Source organism: Halorubrum tropicale, from assembly GCF_001280455.1.
Taxonomy (GTDB): domain Archaea; phylum Halobacteriota; class Halobacteria; order Halobacteriales; family Haloferacaceae; genus Halorubrum; species Halorubrum tropicale.
The window spans coordinates 55,628-72,602 of the sequence record NZ_LIST01000007.1 but is presented as its reverse complement, the minus strand read 5'-3'; the positions used below and the strand labels follow the sequence as shown (position 1 = coordinate 72,602).

The following is a 16,975-nucleotide window of genomic DNA, read 5'->3' as shown; positions in this document are numbered from 1 at the left end:
CGTTCACGCCGGCTCAGCGACGATCTCTTCGAGCGCCTGCTCAAGCGGGCCGTGGAACTGCCAGCTGGCCCGCTCGAAGGCTTCCTCGGTCGGACCATCCCACCGGGGGAACGCGGAATGACCACTCACCTTGACCGTCCACTCGGACGGCTCCTCGAACGGGTGCCGGGTCGGGAATTCGACGACGTAGAGGTACTCTTCGTCGCCATGAATGCCGTCGGCCGGATTCTCGACACCGTGTCCCAGCAGGAACATCGGCTGGTCGAGGTGCTCCATATTGTCCGGGTCGAGGAGATCTGAGGGTTGGTCAGCGTGGATACTCCGATCACGACCTTCATCCACGTAGAGGGTCATCGTCGAGAGCGTGTCGAGGAACAGGAACTGGGCAGCGGCGTACGCAGCCCCGCGCTCTGTTCGTGTCTCGTCTAGCAACTCCTTCAGCTGGACAAGGTCACGGAGGACGCTGTCGGGATACCCGTCCGAGTGGCGGTAGATCTGCGCCATGCGGTCGGTATCGGGCTGTTCGCCTGCGGTCTCGCTCCGTTGGATGAATCGGAGTTGACTTCGTGTCGACATCGATCACCGCCGGCGCGTGTGCGCCGGCACCCATCGCCGGTGCACCAACAAAATCACGCCGTCGTAGATATCGTGCGGATCACTACTCCCAATTCGGGGAAACCCCTCTGTTCCTGATAGAATGGCCTAGGAATACAGAGGGTATCTTCATTATTGACTCGGACATAGGGACCAAGACCGCTAATTGGACGAAGGGGTCAGATCAACAGCCTAAGAGATGTGAATAGAAACAGAACCTCGAATGGTAAGGAAGCCATCGAACTTGGGTCGACGCCGATTACGTGTGCTTAGTGGTGGACAGCTGGACACCTACGGAACTATTTAATCGTTCTGCTGTGACAAGACTATTATGCCAGATGATTTCCTCGGAAGTATCGAATTCTCTGAGGAATCGGGAGACCGTACACCGGAAGAATTTATCGACCTAACGCACGACCCTGACATCCTCTACTACTACATACTGGACTCAAAGGAGAAACTGAACTCGGGGATTGAGATAGACGCTGACGGGAAGGAAGATGAGGTGCTGGTCCACGCCAAGGTAGAGATTTTCCAGTCGGTGATCCAGTATGTGGAGGCGTTCAGTATCTACTATTTGGCGTACATCAAGGGTCGTGAGGATCTGATAGAATATCTAATTTCCACACAGCCGAAGGAGGTCAAAACCTTCTATGAGAAGTTGCGGCATGATAGGGAAGAGGAGTATCTCGACGAGTATGATATTGACTCCGATTATCGAGACCTAATGGAAACGCTGTTCGGCTACCGCTTCATGAGTGAAGAGGCCGATGAAGAGGATCTGGAACAGATAGACCTCGAAGAGTCTTCGTTTGATTCGATTGAGGAGCTTATCGAATTCTCGGCAAAGATACTCGACGACCGTATTCGGACCGTCGGTGAATTCTATCTGGATTTCGGCAATGCCTACAACGCAGTCAAACACGGGAACCGGGCAATCCCACAGACAGATGGCGAATTCCAAATCTCCTCTGATGACGGCGAAGTCGTGGAACTGGGTGTTGATATGGAGTTCGTGCAGTTCCTCTGTAGGCATGAGGGTGATGCCTACATCACCGCTATTCCGATTGACCACCTCCTCGAACATTCCCTGAACATCGCTGATACCGTACACAATCTATTCACACACCTCCGAAAGATCGCCCAAGCAGCAATAGACGACGAGCGCGAGTTCAGTGTCCCTCTCTTTGAGCCTATAGAGAGCTCTAGTGAGTCGGAACGGCAGTGGACGAAAGTGTGGAACCAGCACAGCGTCATCATACTGCCCGTAACGGATGAGATTGCAGGAATTATGGGCGAGTCCGAGGTGAATCGGACTCTTGCCTGTCGTCTACATGCAGAAGGAAATGAGATGGTAATCGAGACGGAGAACGACGAGGATATTACTGACGACTATCCCATTCTTGCGACCATCTCTCAGCAAGGGATTGTAGGACTCACTCCCCGCCCTCGTGTGAATCTGGAGGTGAATCTCAATCTCACTGACCTCGACGTCCAACACTACCTCGACCTATTGGAACTGAAAGATGCGACTGCTGACGGAACCATCACACAAACCAAACTGAGAGATGAAGCGGTGGGTGAGGAATTCGCTCTCGGAGAATTGGAGACGATGATGGATCTCTCCTCAATAGAGGACCCCTACGATCGGGAGTTGATAGAGCAGCTGGCGATTCTCCAAACTATCACGGAAACTCGAATTCCCGCGCCGATGGAGCTGATCCCACCACAGATAGAGGTGATTGAGGACTGGGCGGAATCCGACCGTGAAATTGAGGATGCTGAGCAAGCAGTAGAAGAGCTTCAGGAAATCGGTGACGACTTGGATTCTACGATTGTTTTCATCGACCGAATCACACCTGACCAAGAGGTTGTTCAGGAGCAATTCGTAGGGATGATTCCCGGTAGAATTGATTTTGACTTCGAATTTGAAACCGAAGGTGGACAAGAACGATTTGAGGAAATGATGGGACCCTCCCAACAGTTCTCATTCCCCGCTTACGGATATTCAGGTACCCGCGAGGAACTAGTCTCGTATTTGGAGGAGGATATCGAGAGAATCCATGAGGTTCTGGCAGCCTTGGGTGTTGGAACTGGTGGTGTCCCTGATTTGCGCCTCCAATATACGATCGGTGAATCTGGATTCTGGCGTACAGAACACACGCTTCGCCTCCAAATAGTCGATACAAGTCAGAGCCACGGACCTATTGAGTGTCAACTGTGTGGTGAGGTTACGACGGATATCCAGACTCATCTTACTGTGGAATGTGACGCTGAACCGCTCTCTTGACATCTAAACCTAAAGGTCACACACTTCATACAGCAAAGGTATTGACAAGTACCGCCTGCTGAGGGGATCAACTTGAGTACTATGCCAGATGCGCCACCTCGTTTGGCTCCTCGATGTCGTCGAACTCGCCGCGCTCGACAGGTTCCCAGTCCTCACCCGGCTCTGGACTCCACCAGTCGACCTTGTAGGCGCCCGGTGCACCGAGGATCTTCACGCGGGCCGACCCATCAGGCAGGTCGCGGCGCAGTTTCTCGTCGACGTGGAGGTTCCAGGTCGTGGTAGAATCGAAGCAGGCGAGCACGGCCTCCTCGTAGCCGCGCGTCTCTCGGGATTCCTGGAGTTCGACCTGGGTGTTGCAGTTCTTGCAGAACACCCCCTCGAACGGGATGTGGGTGAAGACCTCCTGCCCGCAGACGGGACACCAGAGGAACTCGAACAGTGCCTCGCTGTGTCGGTCAAGTACTTCGAGACTCATTGGTTGACTCACCCGGTCGTACCGGGCCACCACCTCGTGCCCGGCCGAAAAACAGCGCCCACCGCTCACTCACTCACCGTTCGGCGCCGTAGACGATGCGTGAGGGGGCTTCGTACCCACAGTCGGGGCAGTCATACCATCGCTGGATTTTCGCCCCGTCTGCTGCCTTCTCGCCGACGCGAACGTCGTCGTTCGGACACTCCGGGCAGTTAAGGTCCGGTGCGGGCCGCTCCCGGAGCTCGTCACGGAACGATGTCGCATCCTTCGTCTCGTATCCCCGCGACCAGACCGGGTAGCCGTCGATGAGGATTGCTCCACGCCATTTGTACCGGTAGGAGTCCGGGGCTCGATGCAGGACGGCTCGCGCCCCGGTCTCGGTGTTCCGATACGCAAGCGTCGGCGAGCGGCTCTCGCGTCGCCAGTTGGTGATGCGAGGCATTGGTTAGAAGTGGACGTCAGCGGGTACGATCCAGAGCTCCTCACTCTCCTCGAGGAGTCGATCCAGCTGTCCACGGTGACGAATGCCGGTTCCGTGTTCGGTGTACAGGAACATCGTCGGGCCGTCGTACGCACCGACCTGGTGGAAGGCGTGTCGGGCGAGGTCCTCGTCGCGCATGATCTCCTCGTCGGAGAGCTCGTCGATGGCCTCCTTCACCCGGTCGAGATTACGCTCGAATTCCTCCTTCGTCGCCTCCCAGCCACGCTCGAGCAGGTCCTGGCCGTCATCGGAGTCGACGGGGGCTGCCGTCGGCAACTCCCCCCATCGTGCCTTCCCCGCAACGGACGTGTCCTCCTCGTCGAAGGTCACATAGTAATCGAAGACGGCGCTGGCGTGTGGGTCCGCGCCGACCAGGCGGTCGAACACCGAATTTCCGGTGGCCAGTGCGTCGTCGTGGGTCGATTCTTCTACCAGAGCGTAAATTACCATGTGCATCTCGAACACCTCGAAACGCCGACGCACCGGGAGTGATTGCTCGCTCGCTCCAGCTGTGCCGGCACCCATCGCCGGCGCTCGAAAAACCTGATCTAGCGGTCGATTTTTAGGACTCGTTCGCTCGGTCGACTGTGATGGTTAGATCGCCCGACGCGTAGTCGGCCTCGAAGTCGACCGCGAACGCGTCCGCCTCGTAGGCGGCGTGGTAGGCGCGGTGGCGTTCGAGCGAGCCTGTCGCCTTGAAGTGGAAGAACGCAGCCGACGTGTAGGGCTTACTCTGCGTCTCGATTTGCGTTTCGACTGACGCCGGAAGTGCGATCTGTGGCGTGTCGGTGTCAACACTCGCAGCGAACTCCTTTGCCTCCTTGACGGTCGCCTGCGAATGGGCGGGCGTCTCACCGGTTAGCACGTTCATCGGCGTCTCCGTGTCGTCGGTGAACAGGACATCGTGGAAGGTGCGCGTCCCGAGGACTGCGTCAGGACCTAACTCGCAATCGTGGAATGGATCGTCGTCTGGATTCTCGGGCATCAAATCACGAGCCCACGGTGGGGCTCAGTCCTTTCTGCCCCAGACAAACCACAACTTGTCTCGATGTAGCGGAGGTAAGTCCCGAAAAAAGAGCGTCCTGCCCGCACTTCCCGCCGCAGAATCAGGCGTCGATGATTCGATCGGGCTCAATCCGGGACAACCGCATCGCGTTCCCGGTGACGCCGAGGCTCATCCCCATATCTCCGACAACGACTGCCAGCGCAACGCTGACCAGGCCCAGCGGCACGCCTAGCGCGAGTAGGAGCTTCACGCCGAGGCTGGCCCAGATGTTTTGCCGGATCACACCGTTGGCCGTATGCGACAGATCGTACAGGTACGGGAGTTTCCCGATGTCGTCGCCCATCAACGCAATATCAGCCGTTTCGAGGGCGGTGTCGGTGCCCGCCGCGCCCATCGCGATGCCGACCTCCGCAGTGGCGAGCGCGGGGGCGTCATTGATGCCGTCGCCGACCATCGCAACCTCCCCGTACTCCGCCTGTAACTCTTCGACTGCGTCGACCTTCTCGTCGGGCAGGAGTTCGGCGCGATACTCATCGACACCGACCTGCTCGGCGATGGCGCGGGCGGTGCCCTCGTTGTCGCCGGTCAGCATCACCACGCGCTCGACGCCCAGCTCGTGCAGGCGTTCGACAGCCCGCTTCGAGGCCGGGCGAACCTCGTCGGCGATGGCGATCGCACCCAGCAGTTCCGACTCCGTCCCGACGATGACGACCGTCTTGCCCTCCCGCTCCAGCGCGGAGAGTGCATTCTCGGCAAACGCCCCGTCGTCGGACTCTGACGACTCTTCCGCTACGACGCCGCCGTCCGTCTCGCGGCGTGCTCGAGCGAGGTCGAAGCCCAGCTCCTCGAAGAGCGCGGGCTTGCCCGCATAGTACGTCTTGCCGTCGATCTCGCCCCGGATGCCCTTCCCCGTGAGGCTCTCGAAACTCGTCGCATCGGGCAGATTACCCACGCCCGTCTCCTCAGCACGGGCGAGAATGGCCGCAGCGATGGGGTGCTCACTGCGACGCTCCAGTCCGGCGGCGCGACGGAGCAGATCGTCCTCCGTGGTGTCACCGACCGGGACGACATCGGTGACGGCGAGTTCGCCCTTCGTGAGCGTCCCCGTCTTGTCGAGCGCGACGGCATCGACTTCGCCCATCGCCTCGAGGTAGTTGCCGCCCTTGATCAGGACGCCGTTCTTCGCGGCGCTCGTAATTCCCGACACCACCGAGACGGGCGTCGAGATGACGAACGCACAGGGACAGGCGATCACCAGCAGGGTGAGCCCCCGGATGAACCACGTCTGCCAGTCGCTCGCGAAGGTGAACCCGTACCCGGCCAGGTCGACCGAGATGGGGTCGGCGATGACCAGCGGCGGGATTGCGGCGGTCAGGATTGCCAGCACGACGACGAGGGGTGTGTAGTAGCCGGAGAAGCGGTCGACGAACTGCTCAGACTCGGTCTTCTTCGCCTGTGCGCCCTGGACCATCTCGATGATGCGCGAGAGCGTCGAATCGCCAGCGGTTGAGGTGACCTCTACCTCGAGGTACCCCTCTTCGTTGATCGCGCCGGCGTAGACCTCGTCGCCCGTCTGCTTGTCGACGGGGACGCTCTCGCCCGTGATCGGCGACTGGTCGACTGCACTCTCGCCGTCGATGACCGTCCCGTCGAGCGGAATCTTGTCGCCGGGACGGACGACGACGGTCTCGCCAACGTCGACCTCCTCGGCGGGAACGGTCACTTCCTCACCATCCCGAAGGACGGTCGCCTCGTCGGGCGAGAGTTCCATCAGCTCGCGCAGGGAGTCCCGTGCCCTGTCCATCGCGTAGTCCTCGAGCAGCTCGGCGATGCTGAACAGGACGGCCAGCGTGGCGGCCTCGACGAAGTAGCCGATACCGGTCGCCGCGATGATCGCCGTCCCCATCAGGAGGTCGATGTCCAGGCTTCGGTTCTTCGCGGAGTAGTATCCGCTACGGACGACCGGGATGCCACTGGCCGCGACGGCGCCGAGGAACAGGACATCCGCGATGTGGAGCGGGTACTCGAGGACGCTTGCCACCGTGATGTTCTGCCCGGTAAGGAGGAACTCGAAGAGGAGGCCGAGCGTGACGAACGCCGCACCGAGCCACGTCTTCTTCGCGCGAGGACTCGTCCAGACCTCCGATGGTGGCGCGATGTCGACGCCATCGGTCGCCTGGTTGTCCTCATCATCGCCCTCGGCGTCCGAGCCCCCGACGACCTCGTAGCCGGCGCCTTCAATCGCCTTGACTACGTCGGCTTCGCTGGTCCGATCAGGGTCGTACGTGACGTTGGCCGTGCCGGTGGTCGGCTGGAGCGTGGCGTCAGTAATGCCGTCGACACGCTGGAGGCTCTTGTCCACCTTTTGGGCGCAAGAGGGACAGTCCATTTCGGGGACGGCGAGGCGGGCGGTCAGTTCACGTCGCTGTCCGCCGCCGCTCGTTCCCCCCGCTGCGTCCGAATTCTCTGTCATCACGTCACGGTAGGAGCGGGAGTTCGATATGTCTTTGTTGGAATATTCCAACCGAGGGCGTTAGTGCGATGCCAGCCGTTCTTCCGCTACCGGTTCGCCGGCGATATGTTGCTTCGCTAAATGTTCTTCCGCCCGACGGAGTCGGTAGGTGAGTGTTGACCGTGGCACGTCGAGATGCTCGGCGAGCTCGCCGACGTCGACCTCGCGGGGTGACTCGTAGTAGCCGTGTTCGACCGCGGCCTGGAGTGCGGCCTCCTGGGCTGGCGGGAGGCCGCTCGGTTTCCCGTCGCGTCCCCCAGCTCCTGTCGTCGTGTCCGCTGTGCGGAGCATCTCCATCTGGGCGCATTCCCCGACGGCAACCCCGAGGGAATCGAAGAACGCCGCCACATCGCCCTCGCCGGAGTGAATGAGCCGCCACGTGTAGTGGCGCCCCTCGTGACGGGTCTCGAATAAGACGCCGTCGCCGAGGTGATCGCGAGCGATGTGGGGAACTGAGGCGCAGGTCGGAGTGCGCTCCCAGTCGGAGTAAAGGATGAGCGTGTCGTCCGTGCGGTCGAGGACACGGGTAGTCTGGGTTGCGCCGCAGTCCTCGGTGGCGAGACAGTCGGCGTAGTAGTCGCTGTTGCGAAACGCGTCCTCGATGGCGTCGAGTGCGTCCGGAGTGCCGGTGGCATGGTCGACTCGCCAGAGCTGGTCGGCAGTGGCGTGCAGCGAGAGTGAACGAACGCGAGCGTCGGAGTGGTCTGCGAGGGCGTCCGCCACCCGGTTGCAGCCGGCCTCGTATTCGAGAGCGAAGACGAGTTCGCGCATACCCCGACTAAGGCCTGCTACGACATAACCCATGGCCTGCAGCGTTGTCGACTAGTGGACCTCAGATTACGTCGTCAGGGTCGTGGACTTCCTGCATTCGCTGTGCTTCGGCCGCGTATTGTTCCTGGAGGTCGGGCTCATCGACCGTGCCGAGATTGTCGGGTTCGGCATCGACTGCTGCCGTCGTATCTCGGACGTCGGTAAATGAGGTTAGTGCTCGTTCCTTCCGATAGTACTGTTTCCCATCGGGTGTTGCGTAGGTGAGGATGATCAGGTTCTGCTCGTCATCGGAGTACGTCCGTTCGACAAGCCAAACACGAACGTCATCTTCAGACTGATTTGCCATACTTAGGCGTCCCGCGATATCCACTAAGGGATTGGTGTTACGGCTTGCTGAGACTCGCCGTCTCGAAGGGTGACTCTCCGGTCGGAATGAGCAGCTCCTGTCGGTCTCCGACTCGCTCGGCCAGCTTCCGTTTCAGGTACTGTCTTGCCGTCGACGGCGTGAAGACGCCCTTGTCGAGCATATCGCCAACGACGTCTTTGAGGGCTGCGAACTGTCCCTGGAGGTGGCCGTCGCCGACCGGCTCGCCGTCGTACCAGCGCACCGTCGCGAGCGCGCCGTTCCCGACGGTCTCTCCCTGTTCGACTGTCTCCGAGTCGTACTGGAGGCTGAACCACAGCGTCCGATAGGCGGTCACCTCGAACGTCGTCGACACCACGAAGAACGCCTCGTGATGGAGGTAGTCGAGATGGTCAGCGATGATCTCCTCGAGGGTGAGCCCGGTGGCGCGGGGCTTCGGCTCGACGACCGTCGATGGGCGGTCTTCGCCGGTGAGGTAGCCGTCGACGGCATCTGCCTCGAGGCCATCGGCCAGTTCAGCCAGCAGCTGTTTCGCCCACTTGGAGTCGGTGTCGTCACCACCGAACGGCGACTCAGCCGAGATTCGGTGCTTGAGCTTCAGGTTCGCAGCACCCCAATGAGAGTAGTGGAGCGTGTACTGTCCGTCTGTCCGTTCGTACGCAACAAGTGCGCGGTGACCCATTTGAACAATCACCTCGCAGGGCGCCCCACGACTGGATCGCCCCGCACCCCTCCCGGGGGACGAACAACACTACCCGTCGATCGGGTCGGGAGAACTGAGGTCAGCGTGGAGGACCTCCCCGTCGCGAACGACGTACCGCTTCGCCAGTACCGGGAAGCGACACTTGGTGAACCCAGCCGTCTGGATATCGAGTTCTTCGTTGGCTTCGAGGTGGTCAGCGAGTTCTCGCAAGAACTCGTGGGTTACGATGCCGCCCTCGTAGTCTGGGAGGCCGTTCTCCCGCGCCTCGTACACCTCGAAGTCGTCGTACCCCCAGATGGTGAGCTCTCCGTCTTCGGTCACCTCCCAGTCGAGCGTCCCGAAGCAGTAGTTCTCACAGAGCTCGCGGACTGCCTGCGGATCCGATACGATTGCGTCGGTCGACGTCGTCGCAGCTTGTAGTGTGGCCATATCTGGAGGTCACGGGGGCGCCCCCGCACCCCTGTCGGGGGCGATAAACCGACGCGAGAGGAGCCTCCCGAGGTGTGGCCGGCGACGCCAGTTAGGCGTCTGTTGGGGCGTCCGTCCCACTTCCGTCCTCTGGCCGTGTGAGGAGACTCACTTCTTCTAGGAGGTCTCTCGCGGTCTCGACTCGCTCTCGATCTGCATCGTCCAATCGGTCGGTGTCGAGGCGGCTGAGATTGCTGAGCACACGATGCATCCGGTAGCCTTGTTCGACTTGCTGATTCATCGGAAGCGCCTCACCACTCCCCGGCGCAGAAAGACTCCTTACGAGACTGTCGTCGGCGCATCAGCGTCGCCACCAGTGCTCGTCGCGACGCGTTGCCGCCAGGAGGTCACTCTCACACCCGTCGTCCAGCATCGTGTCCGGGATGTGGGATGCCTCGCCGATCGGCCGTAGTTTCTCAAAGTCAGAATATCGGTCGTACATCGGTTGGCTCATAACTTCTGTCGGTATCGCATTTCAACGTCCGGACGCCTTCGTTCGCAAGATACTCTTGATTATGCGAGACAGTACAAACATATATGGGAGTGAGGCGCGAACACTGTCCCAAGAGGTGCCAACCATGACCGAATCCTCGCGAGATGGGGTCCAATCGTGGACTGAGTCGATGAGCGCCCGCGACCGCATTCGGGCGGTCGCCGAGTCACTTCGCGAACCCCGCTCAGTTAACTGGATCAGCGAGCAGGCCGTCGCCGCCTGGAGCACGACCAACGAGGAACTGCAGGATCTCGTCGACCAGGGCCAGCTACGTCGCGTCGAGGCCGGCGAGACCACGCGCTACCAGCCGGACTACACGCGCCTGCTTTTCGAGGAGATCCGCACGCTCATCGAGGAAAACACCCGCGAGGAGCTGCGGAGTGAATTGGCCGCGATTACCGAGGAGATCGAGGAGTGGCAGGCGACCTACGACGTCGAGACGTGGGAGGAACTCGAACAGTCGCTCGCTGATGGCGACCTCGCAAGTGTGGAGCTCCGCGAGCGCCGCGACGTCATCGCGTTCTGGCGTGAGAATGAGGAGGATCGCCGCCTCATCAAGCACGCACTGGAACTCTACTCCGACGTCGAGGCCGCCCGCGAGCAGATGACCGACGTGGCTGACCGCGCCACGAGCTAATCCTCCTCTCTCACAGAATGATCTTTCTTGCCGGTCGCGACCGCTATACACAGCGGACCCTCCTTCGCGACGTTCACGACCGATTGACGGACCAGCCAGGGTGTGAAGAGGTCCGCTATCGCCCGTCTCGACGCCGACCCCGGTACGTCATCGCGGATGTCGATCCGACGACGTTCCTGAGTGACTCGTACGACGCGGCGACCGCCCGACTGGAGATTCGCTTCTGGTACCCCGCCGGCGTCGACCACGAATACTACCGCATAAACTGGGTCGAACCGGACCGAAATCTGATGCTCGGCTTCCACCAGGACGCCGACCATCCAGATCTTGGACCCTGTCATATCCAACTCAACCACGAAGACACGCCGGTTGATCGGCACGAGGCGACGTTTCTCGATGCGCACCCACTCGCCGTCCTCGATGACCGACTACAGCAGTTCCCGGCCGCGCTAGATGCGATTCATTGGAAGAATGGAGCGCCCTCGCTCCCTACCTGGCCCATCTAGACAGCGAGTTCATCGAGCGTCTGGTGATGCGTCCGTGCCATGGTCGGCGTGACGTTTCCGGACTCCGCGATGTCACGGTGCGTTACCCCACTACCCCTGTTCCCACCCCGATTTGTGGAGGCAAGCCGCTGCGAACCCTGCCGAATGAACGTCCGCCGTGGCTGACGTCGGACTTGAGGGTACTCACCGTATTAACCAACAGAAGTCATCTCTATCGGAGACTGTTGGTTAATCGGCGACGCTCTTATGTAGAAACGCGGAAAGCCCGTATAATTACACTCAGACAGTTCTAATCTGGCAATATGCCTTCTGCTCAGCCAGCGTTTGGTGGGATGTTTCGGCAGTTGATCGAGCTCGGAGTTATCGAGGTCAACACCGAGCCGCTCGATGCCCGCATCGAGCGGCGGCTCAAGCAGTTCTGGGAGAATACATCCTGTCCTCGCTGCGGTCACCAGAGCATTATGACGTGGGAGAAACACGACCGAGTTCGGTGTCGTAATTGCGAATTTAAGCCAGTATACACCCATGGAACGCCATTTCACGAGAAGCACCTCTCCTGCGGTGAGGTGCTTCTCGCTTTCACCCTCTACGCAGATACACTGCTGAGCATTAACCAGATTGCGCCGCTGCTTGGTCGCGCTTACAAAACCATTCACACGGCGATTCGGGAGGTGGAAGCTGCGGTTCAGCGCGGCTTCCCCGTCACGTGGGAGCTGCTTGCTCAGACCTCTGATGGGCCGACACAGGTCGACGAATCTGGCAAAGTCTGTTCTGGGTACAAAGGTCAAGAGCCGCCGCGAAACAGCCGTTCTCGCGGCGGCTCGTCGCGCACTGGCCGATCACGCTGGCGAGGGCGTCACGGTGACCAGCTGACGCTCGTCGCGGCGTGCCGCGACTCGCTTCGTGTGATTCGCGGACAGCGTGGGATCGACTACGAAGGCGATCTTGAGCCAGTGATTCAGGAAGCTGAAGACCTCTCCCAGCGGCTGGGAGAGGTCTGGACAGATGGACTCCAAGCGTACCGCGAGATGGATCGGGATCACCGAACGGTCGTCCACAAAGAGAGGTACGTATCGCCTGACGGAGTCCACATCAATCAGGCAGAATGTCTATTTTCGCTTGTTCAACGGTAGTGTTCAGATAAGCTGATTCCATGCGAAGGCGAAGGATCTGAGCCATTCGTTTGCTGTTTCTGCTTCGGCGTTGCTGAAACAGTTTGAGAAACTGGTAGTTCTGCGTTTTACTTCACGAAAGACACGTTCGACGCTGTTCCGATTTCCATGTCGTTCGTATCTGAAATCGAGGCCGTGTTTACGACAGGCTCGCTGAAGTGGAGCCGCGCCATCAACGAGAAAGATCGCGTCATCTACATCGTGTTTTTCGCGGAGTTCCGCGAAAAACCGATCTGCGATCGCGTTATTTCTCGTCGGTTCGAGCCGTGTGTGTAGCAGATCATTTGATTCAGGATCGACAGCAGCGTAAAGCCAATATTGCTCAGTATCAAGTTGAATCACCGTCTCATCAACCGCGACGTGATTCGGGCTCCGATCCGGTTCGGGCTGTAGATCGGCTTTGTGAACCCAGTTATGAACGGTCGATCGAACTCGATCAACACCGAATACCTCAAGAAACGAAACAGTATTCGAAAGCGATAGTCCAGACAAATGGAGCTGAATACTGAGCTTCATCAACAGCTTCGGTGTTGCTTCTCGCTCCACAAACTCTAAGTTGATCTCGTCTAAACAGCCGCTGAGGCGGTCGTTTTCTGGCATAGAACACTTTGAAAACGCACCGCCTCACTTTCAAACCTTATCTGAACACCGTCTGTTCAACCGTGGCTGCGGAAGTTCCGCGGCCTGTCCAAGCAAGGCTTGGAACAGGCCGCTCATACATTCGGGATCATTAGATCGCTGAATCTCACAGGCGCATCCGTCGATATCACCATTGACTGCCTTGTTATGGGGGCTTTCCGTAGTTCTACATAAGAGCGATCGGCGAGGTTCCTCCTGTCCTATTCGGGAGCAGGCCCGTAGCGACCTGTGCCACACACCTGGCACTCCCAGATCGGCTGGCCTGTCCAAGTCTCGTCAGGGAGCGACTCGCGTGTCCTGAACCGATGTTCTGTTTCTCTCGTACAGTGCTGGCACTCGAGGGCTGTTACGGTCGGAATTTCAGCTCCTGTACTGGTGGATTCCGTTTCGCTGGGCACTGTTTCAATAGCGATTGCTGGGACGATCCACAGCTGGTCACCGGCGTCGAGAGAGTGTTCGAGGGCCGACTCCTCACGGATCACCCGCCCATGCTCGTCGTAGACGCGTGGAATCTCCGTCTGAGAGGGATCCGTTCTATCGTTCTCTCTCCCCCCTGTTCGGTCACGGGCCGCTGATAGCAACGCATCGCCGGCCGCTGAGGTCACCTCAGTAGCAGCGGGGAGCGTAGGCCACCGCTCGGTTATCTGAGGTGCGGGCTCGTCCTCGAGATCGTAGATGAGCGTACAGTCGTCGACGGACTCATCGGGGGCTGATGTGAGGAGTGACGCTGCTGCTGACCCTTTCGCGACAGCAGCATAGAACGTCCCAGCATCGACGAGGAACTGGATCACACCATGGAGCGTCTGTTCGGTATCTTCGGCATCTGCCTCTGACGTGACGTCGAGTTCATGGTCGAGACAGAAGCGGCATTTTCGCTGCTCAGCTGGGATCGATGCCCCACAGGAGACACAGGTACGGTCTTTGTCGGTTGTTCCGTCCGGATACCCGCCCGAATGCGAGGCCTCACGCTGGCGGGTTGGCTGGCCATCTGCTGGCTGATCCAGCGCCGGGTCCGGTATGAGAGTGCCTTCCCCGACAGGTTGGAACGCCTCTCGATCTGAGTTGCGGTCAGTCATCGATTCGCTCCGCGTTTCCTGCGGTTTGGTATTTAAATTCGAGGGTGAGAAACCCCAGGTGCCGATTCGGCGACTACGGTTTCAATATGACCGCCCGAGACGGCTTCAGTCACGGAGCTCAGCGATCGCTCGCCCGACCTCGCGAACGTGCTCACTCCGCTCGATGTCGAGTTCTGTCGACAGATACTCGACAGTCTCTTCGAGGTCCATACTCCTTGGTAGACTCTCTGCCTGTATGTAGGTACTCCTCCACCGGAGGCGTCTCAGATCGCTTGGAGTTCGTCCCGCCGGCTCCGAAGCGTCACGACTGATACCTTGGCTGCCGACGCAACGGTGGACTGGGTAATCAACGCGCCCTGCTCTTGGGCGGCCAGATACACACAGGCGGCTGCGACGCCCGTTGGCTGACAGCCGTTCGTGAGAGCTGTCTCCTCAGCGCGTGCTGCGAGGTCGTTCGCCCGACGCCGGATGTCGTGATCTAACTCCAGCTCCGAGATCAGACGGGGAATGAACGATGTCGGCCGCATGGGTGGTGTCGGCAGCTCCAATTCACGGTTCAGTGTTCGGTAGGCGTTGGTGACACGTGAGGACTCGACTCGGGCGGCGTCGACGATGTCCTCCAGAAGGAGTGGGTGTTGGTTACATCGGCAGGTGCCGTAGGCACTCGCTGCGGCGATGGCCTCGATGGATCTGCCTCGAAGCAGATCCTTGCTCTGGGCGCTCCGAAAGAGCTGGCATGCTTGGTCACGAATCGACTCAGAGAGCTCGAGAGTGCTCGCCAGCCGGCGCACTTCGCCCAGTCCGTGTGCGAGGTTCCGTTCGGCTTTGGATCGCCAGCGACCACGAGTCTGCTCACGTCGCATCCGGGCGAGCCGCCGGCGCTTCTGCCCTGAGAGCTCGTTCCCGTGTGCATCGGCTCCGTGGCCGATCTCGGTTGAGAGGCCTCGGTCGTGACGGGCCGCAGTCAGCGGTGCGCCTGTTCGCTCGCGCTCGTCTGCATCGTACGCCCGCCACTCCGGCCCGTGATCGATGTGTTGTTCATCGATTACGAGACCGCAGTCCTCGCAGACCGTTTCCTTGACGTTCGTAGTGACATGCCCGTCGCACTCGGGACATCGGTTTGCGTTCGACTCCGGTTGGACGCCTTCGTCGAAGCCAGTTTCGTAGATGTCTCTCGTTGCCATTGTTCTCACCGTATCCAGGAACTCGCCAGCACGGCGAGTCCCTCACCTATTGAGGGTGAAATAAAATCTATATGAGGATGAACTGTCTCACCGGGGTGAGGAATCGAATAATGCGCACTCTTACTCTACAACAGAACGGCCCACTCCTAAACTGCATTCTCTTGCTCATAGAATCATCGAGAATATTTCCAATCGCGTGGTTATGCCTTGCAGAACACAACTCTCGCGAGGCTCCCAGCAGTCATGGCGCCGAACACAAACAGGAATACGGACGATCTGCGGACCTCGATTGACCTATCGAAGCCTCTCTGGTATCCAGTGCGTTGAGAATCTCTCAGCTGTTAGATCAGCAGCCGAGAGATGCGCGATGTGCCCATCGAGCGGGGCAGCCATGTTCGACTCAACCCCGTCGGTGATGAGTAGCCCCCGAACCTCGATGTCCTGGTCGGTAAGATAACCATCCTGCTGGGCGAACTCGATGTACTCCAGCAGTTCCTCTAGACCGCTCTTGAACGTCTGTGGACTGTCACTATATTTTATTTCGGCTAAGATGACCGATACCGGTATCTCTCGCCGAGAGGAATCATACACCTCGAAAACGATATCGGGGCGTCCACTGAACAGCGAATGCCGCGTATCGTCCCCAAGAAAAGCATCTACCAGTTCTTCATGACGGCGCTGGATGTGCCGGATACGTTCGACGTAGTCCTCCTCGACTCCATCCAGTTCAGAGAGTGGAACGTGGAAGGAGAGTTCCCCACTTCGGTCGTGGTACACATCGACCGTGTGCTGGTCGCCCTCTAGTGTCGCGAGCGGGTTTGACCCGGACTCGATCGGATGCAGTCGGAATCCCTCGTCGCTGAACCCTCTGAGAAGTCGGAAAATACAGAATAGTTCGAACAGCCGCGGCAAGCGCTCCGGAACGACGAGAGTGTTCGACAGCAACTCGGAGATATCATCGTCATCATAGGCCCCGGCCAACAACCGGCGGTATCGATCGTAGTAGGTGTAGGCGTCGGTATATAGTGACTGGCGGGCTGTCCGAGCCGTATTGAGCATCCGCCGGTTGATCTCGATATTGTCCCCGTCACGGATGCGGTTGAGATGGACATTTCTGGCGTAGATCCGATCGAACCTGGTGATGCGCTCGGTCGGCCAGGCATTCGTCCGCCACTCATAGTCGATATTCGACAGGTCATCCTGGACTGTCGAGTGAATAACCCAGAGTAGTTTCTTCAGAACGAGATTTTCCGGGATGTCGTACTCGGTATACGGTGTCTTGCAGGCAAATTGAGTCCGGTCGCCCGCAGCCTCGGAATACCGAAGCCTGGTCGTCGCCTGCCAGTCGATGCCGCCGCGCACCTCACCCTGCGTGACCTCTCGCTCGCGCTGATTGGCGGTCTTGACTCGGCGGAGCCGTCCTTGGAGGGCTTCAACGAACTCGACGATATCGTCGCTAAGGCAGAAGTGGATGCGTTTGAGCCGATTGAGGTTCTCGATCCCTAACCCCGAGATATCGAGCGCCCGGGTGACTGATCGCTCGTTGATTGTTCCGTTCCGGAGATAGGTGACCAGTTCCTCTTGGACGGCGTCTGTCAAGGCCGCTC

General features: G+C 59.4%; 18 protein-coding genes and 2 pseudogenes. 5 read left to right on the top strand and 15 right to left on the bottom strand.

Features of this window, described 5'->3' with window-relative positions; genetic code table 11:
- Nucleotides 1-3: 3 nt before the first annotated feature.
- Nucleotides 4-576 carry a hypothetical protein gene (locus AMR74_RS14850; RefSeq protein ID WP_053772836.1) on the bottom strand — a complete coding sequence of 191 codons (573 nt, stop codon included), beginning with the start codon at nt 574-576 and terminating at the stop codon, nt 4-6.
- 349 nt (nt 577-925) lie between these two features.
- On the opposite strand from AMR74_RS14850, the gene AMR74_RS14845 reads away from it, so the two are divergent.
- A complete protein-coding gene (locus tag AMR74_RS14845; RefSeq protein ID WP_053772835.1) occupies nt 926-2,884 on the top strand; it encodes a hypothetical protein in 1,959 nt (652 codons plus the stop codon).
- A gap of 79 nt (nt 2,885-2,963) precedes the next feature.
- Here the strand turns inward: AMR74_RS14845 and AMR74_RS14840 are convergent, their stop codons facing one another.
- The 10 genes from AMR74_RS14840 to AMR74_RS19635 all read right to left on the bottom strand — a co-directional run bounded on the left by AMR74_RS14840 (nt 2,964) and on the right by AMR74_RS19635 (nt 9,902).
- Nucleotides 2,964-3,359, bottom strand: a complete 396-nt coding sequence (locus AMR74_RS14840; RefSeq protein WP_053772909.1) for a DUF7567 family protein — start codon at nt 3,357-3,359, stop codon at nt 2,964-2,966.
- 73 nt (nt 3,360-3,432) lie between these two features.
- Nucleotides 3,433-3,798 (bottom strand): DUF7568 family protein, encoded by a 366-nt coding sequence (locus AMR74_RS17575; RefSeq protein ID WP_077152353.1) that lies wholly within the window; start codon nt 3,796-3,798, stop codon nt 3,433-3,435.
- 3 nt (nt 3,799-3,801) lie between these two features.
- The gene (locus AMR74_RS14835) at nt 3,802-4,293 is read right to left on the bottom strand and encodes a hypothetical protein (RefSeq protein WP_053772908.1); all 492 of its coding nucleotides are present in this window, start codon (nt 4,291-4,293) and stop codon (nt 3,802-3,804) included.
- 106 nt (nt 4,294-4,399) lie between these two features.
- A complete protein-coding gene (locus AMR74_RS14830; RefSeq protein WP_050051690.1) occupies nt 4,400-4,822 on the bottom strand; it encodes a hypothetical protein in 423 nt (140 codons plus the stop codon).
- Nucleotides 4,823-4,943: 121 nt separating this feature from the next.
- On the bottom strand, nt 4,944-7,316 hold the full coding sequence (locus AMR74_RS14825; protein WP_205625965.1) for a heavy metal translocating P-type ATPase: 2,373 nt from the start codon (nt 7,314-7,316) through the stop codon (nt 4,944-4,946).
- Between the two features lie 60 nt (nt 7,317-7,376).
- Complete coding sequence (locus AMR74_RS14820) at nt 7,377-8,126, bottom strand: helix-turn-helix domain-containing protein (protein WP_053772833.1); 750 nt, start codon at nt 8,124-8,126, stop codon at nt 7,377-7,379.
- A gap of 61 nt (nt 8,127-8,187) precedes the next feature.
- Nucleotides 8,188-8,472, bottom strand: a complete 285-nt coding sequence (locus AMR74_RS14815; RefSeq protein ID WP_053772832.1) for a hypothetical protein — start codon at nt 8,470-8,472, stop codon at nt 8,188-8,190.
- 37 nt (nt 8,473-8,509) lie between these two features.
- The gene (locus AMR74_RS14810) at nt 8,510-9,172 is read right to left on the bottom strand and encodes a DUF6735 family protein (RefSeq protein WP_053772831.1); all 663 of its coding nucleotides are present in this window, start codon (nt 9,170-9,172) and stop codon (nt 8,510-8,512) included.
- A 69-nt stretch (nt 9,173-9,241) separates the two neighbouring features.
- Nucleotides 9,242-9,622, bottom strand: a complete 381-nt coding sequence (locus tag AMR74_RS14805) for a hypothetical protein (RefSeq protein ID WP_053772830.1) — start codon at nt 9,620-9,622, stop codon at nt 9,242-9,244.
- Between the two features lie 91 nt (nt 9,623-9,713).
- A complete protein-coding gene (locus tag AMR74_RS19635; RefSeq protein WP_077152352.1) occupies nt 9,714-9,902 on the bottom strand; it encodes a hypothetical protein in 189 nt (62 codons plus the stop codon).
- 337 nt (nt 9,903-10,239) lie between these two features.
- On the opposite strand from AMR74_RS19635, the gene AMR74_RS14800 reads away from it, so the two are divergent.
- From AMR74_RS14800 to AMR74_RS17560, 3 genes and pseudogenes are all read left to right on the top strand, one after another.
- Nucleotides 10,240-10,791 (top strand): DUF7342 family protein, encoded by a 552-nt coding sequence (locus AMR74_RS14800; RefSeq protein ID WP_053772907.1) that lies wholly within the window; start codon nt 10,240-10,242, stop codon nt 10,789-10,791.
- Between the two features lie 17 nt (nt 10,792-10,808).
- Nucleotides 10,809-11,297: a hypothetical protein gene (locus tag AMR74_RS19955; protein ID WP_053772829.1), complete on the top strand. Its 489-nt coding sequence runs from the start codon at nt 10,809-10,811 to the stop codon at nt 11,295-11,297.
- 302 nt (nt 11,298-11,599) lie between these two features.
- Nucleotides 11,600-12,424, top strand: a pseudogene (locus AMR74_RS17560) (IS1595 family transposase); the annotation flags it as partial.
- A 9-nt stretch (nt 12,425-12,433) separates the two neighbouring features.
- On the opposite strand, the gene AMR74_RS17555 reads toward AMR74_RS17560, so the two are convergent.
- Nucleotides 12,434-13,069 carry an IS6 family transposase gene (locus AMR74_RS17555; RefSeq protein WP_077152351.1) on the bottom strand — a complete coding sequence of 212 codons (636 nt, stop codon included), beginning with the start codon at nt 13,067-13,069 and terminating at the stop codon, nt 12,434-12,436.
- 54 nt (nt 13,070-13,123) lie between these two features.
- Here AMR74_RS17555 and AMR74_RS20060 point away from each other — a divergent pair.
- Nucleotides 13,124-13,282: pseudogene (locus tag AMR74_RS20060) on the top strand (IS1595 family transposase); the annotation flags it as partial.
- A 26-nt stretch (nt 13,283-13,308) separates the two neighbouring features.
- Here AMR74_RS20060 and AMR74_RS17550 read toward each other — a convergent pair.
- The 3 genes from AMR74_RS17550 to AMR74_RS14785 all read right to left on the bottom strand — a co-directional run bounded on the left by AMR74_RS17550 (nt 13,309) and on the right by AMR74_RS14785 (nt 16,967).
- Complete coding sequence (locus AMR74_RS17550; protein ID WP_077152350.1) at nt 13,309-14,184, bottom strand: biosurfactant protein 1; 876 nt, start codon at nt 14,182-14,184, stop codon at nt 13,309-13,311.
- Between the two features lie 263 nt (nt 14,185-14,447).
- Entirely contained in the window at nt 14,448-15,368 is a 921-nt protein-coding gene (locus tag AMR74_RS17545) for a transcription initiation factor IIB (RefSeq protein WP_077152349.1), read from the bottom strand.
- A 294-nt stretch (nt 15,369-15,662) separates the two neighbouring features.
- Nucleotides 15,663-16,967 carry a hypothetical protein gene (locus tag AMR74_RS14785; RefSeq protein WP_167551925.1) on the bottom strand — a complete coding sequence of 435 codons (1,305 nt, stop codon included), beginning with the start codon at nt 16,965-16,967 and terminating at the stop codon, nt 15,663-15,665.
- Nucleotides 16,968-16,975: the final 8 nt, after the last annotated feature.

Excerpts from the sequence above, each read along its gene's own strand:
- AMR74_RS14835 (WP_053772908.1), bottom strand. The coding sequence starts at position 4,293 with ATGCACATGGTAATTTACGCTCTGGTAGAAGAATCGACCCACGACGAC.
- AMR74_RS14850 (WP_053772836.1), bottom strand. The coding sequence starts at position 576 with ATGTCGACACGAAGTCAACTCCGATTCATCCAACGGAGCGAGACCGCA.
- AMR74_RS17555 (WP_077152351.1), bottom strand. The coding sequence starts at position 13,069 with ATGCCAGAAAACGACCGCCTCAGCGGCTGTTTAGACGAGATCAACTTA.
- AMR74_RS14800 (WP_053772907.1), top strand. The coding sequence starts at position 10,240 with ATGACCGAATCCTCGCGAGATGGGGTCCAATCGTGGACTGAGTCGATG.
- AMR74_RS17545 (WP_077152349.1), bottom strand. The coding sequence starts at position 15,368 with ATGGCAACGAGAGACATCTACGAAACTGGCTTCGACGAAGGCGTCCAA.
- AMR74_RS14810 (WP_053772831.1), bottom strand. The coding sequence starts at position 9,172 with ATGGGTCACCGCGCACTTGTTGCGTACGAACGGACAGACGGACAGTAC.
- AMR74_RS17575 (WP_077152353.1), bottom strand. The coding sequence starts at position 3,798 with ATGCCTCGCATCACCAACTGGCGACGCGAGAGCCGCTCGCCGACGCTT.
- AMR74_RS14840 (WP_053772909.1), bottom strand. The coding sequence starts at position 3,359 with ATGAGTCTCGAAGTACTTGACCGACACAGCGAGGCACTGTTCGAGTTC.
- AMR74_RS14830 (WP_050051690.1), bottom strand. The coding sequence starts at position 4,822 with ATGCCCGAGAATCCAGACGACGATCCATTCCACGATTGCGAGTTAGGT.
- AMR74_RS14805 (WP_053772830.1), bottom strand. The coding sequence starts at position 9,622 with ATGGCCACACTACAAGCTGCGACGACGTCGACCGACGCAATCGTATCG.
- AMR74_RS14815 (WP_053772832.1), bottom strand. The coding sequence starts at position 8,472 with ATGGCAAATCAGTCTGAAGATGACGTTCGTGTTTGGCTTGTCGAACGG.
- AMR74_RS19635 (WP_077152352.1), bottom strand. The coding sequence starts at position 9,902 with ATGAATCAGCAAGTCGAACAAGGCTACCGGATGCATCGTGTGCTCAGC.
- AMR74_RS19955 (WP_053772829.1), top strand. The coding sequence starts at position 10,809 with ATGATCTTTCTTGCCGGTCGCGACCGCTATACACAGCGGACCCTCCTT.
- AMR74_RS17550 (WP_077152350.1), bottom strand. The coding sequence starts at position 14,184 with ATGACTGACCGCAACTCAGATCGAGAGGCGTTCCAACCTGTCGGGGAA.
- AMR74_RS14845 (WP_053772835.1), top strand. The coding sequence starts at position 926 with ATGCCAGATGATTTCCTCGGAAGTATCGAATTCTCTGAGGAATCGGGA.
- AMR74_RS14825 (WP_205625965.1), bottom strand. The coding sequence starts at position 7,316 with ATGACAGAGAATTCGGACGCAGCGGGGGGAACGAGCGGCGGCGGACAG.
- AMR74_RS14820 (WP_053772833.1), bottom strand. The coding sequence starts at position 8,126 with ATGCGCGAACTCGTCTTCGCTCTCGAATACGAGGCCGGCTGCAACCGG.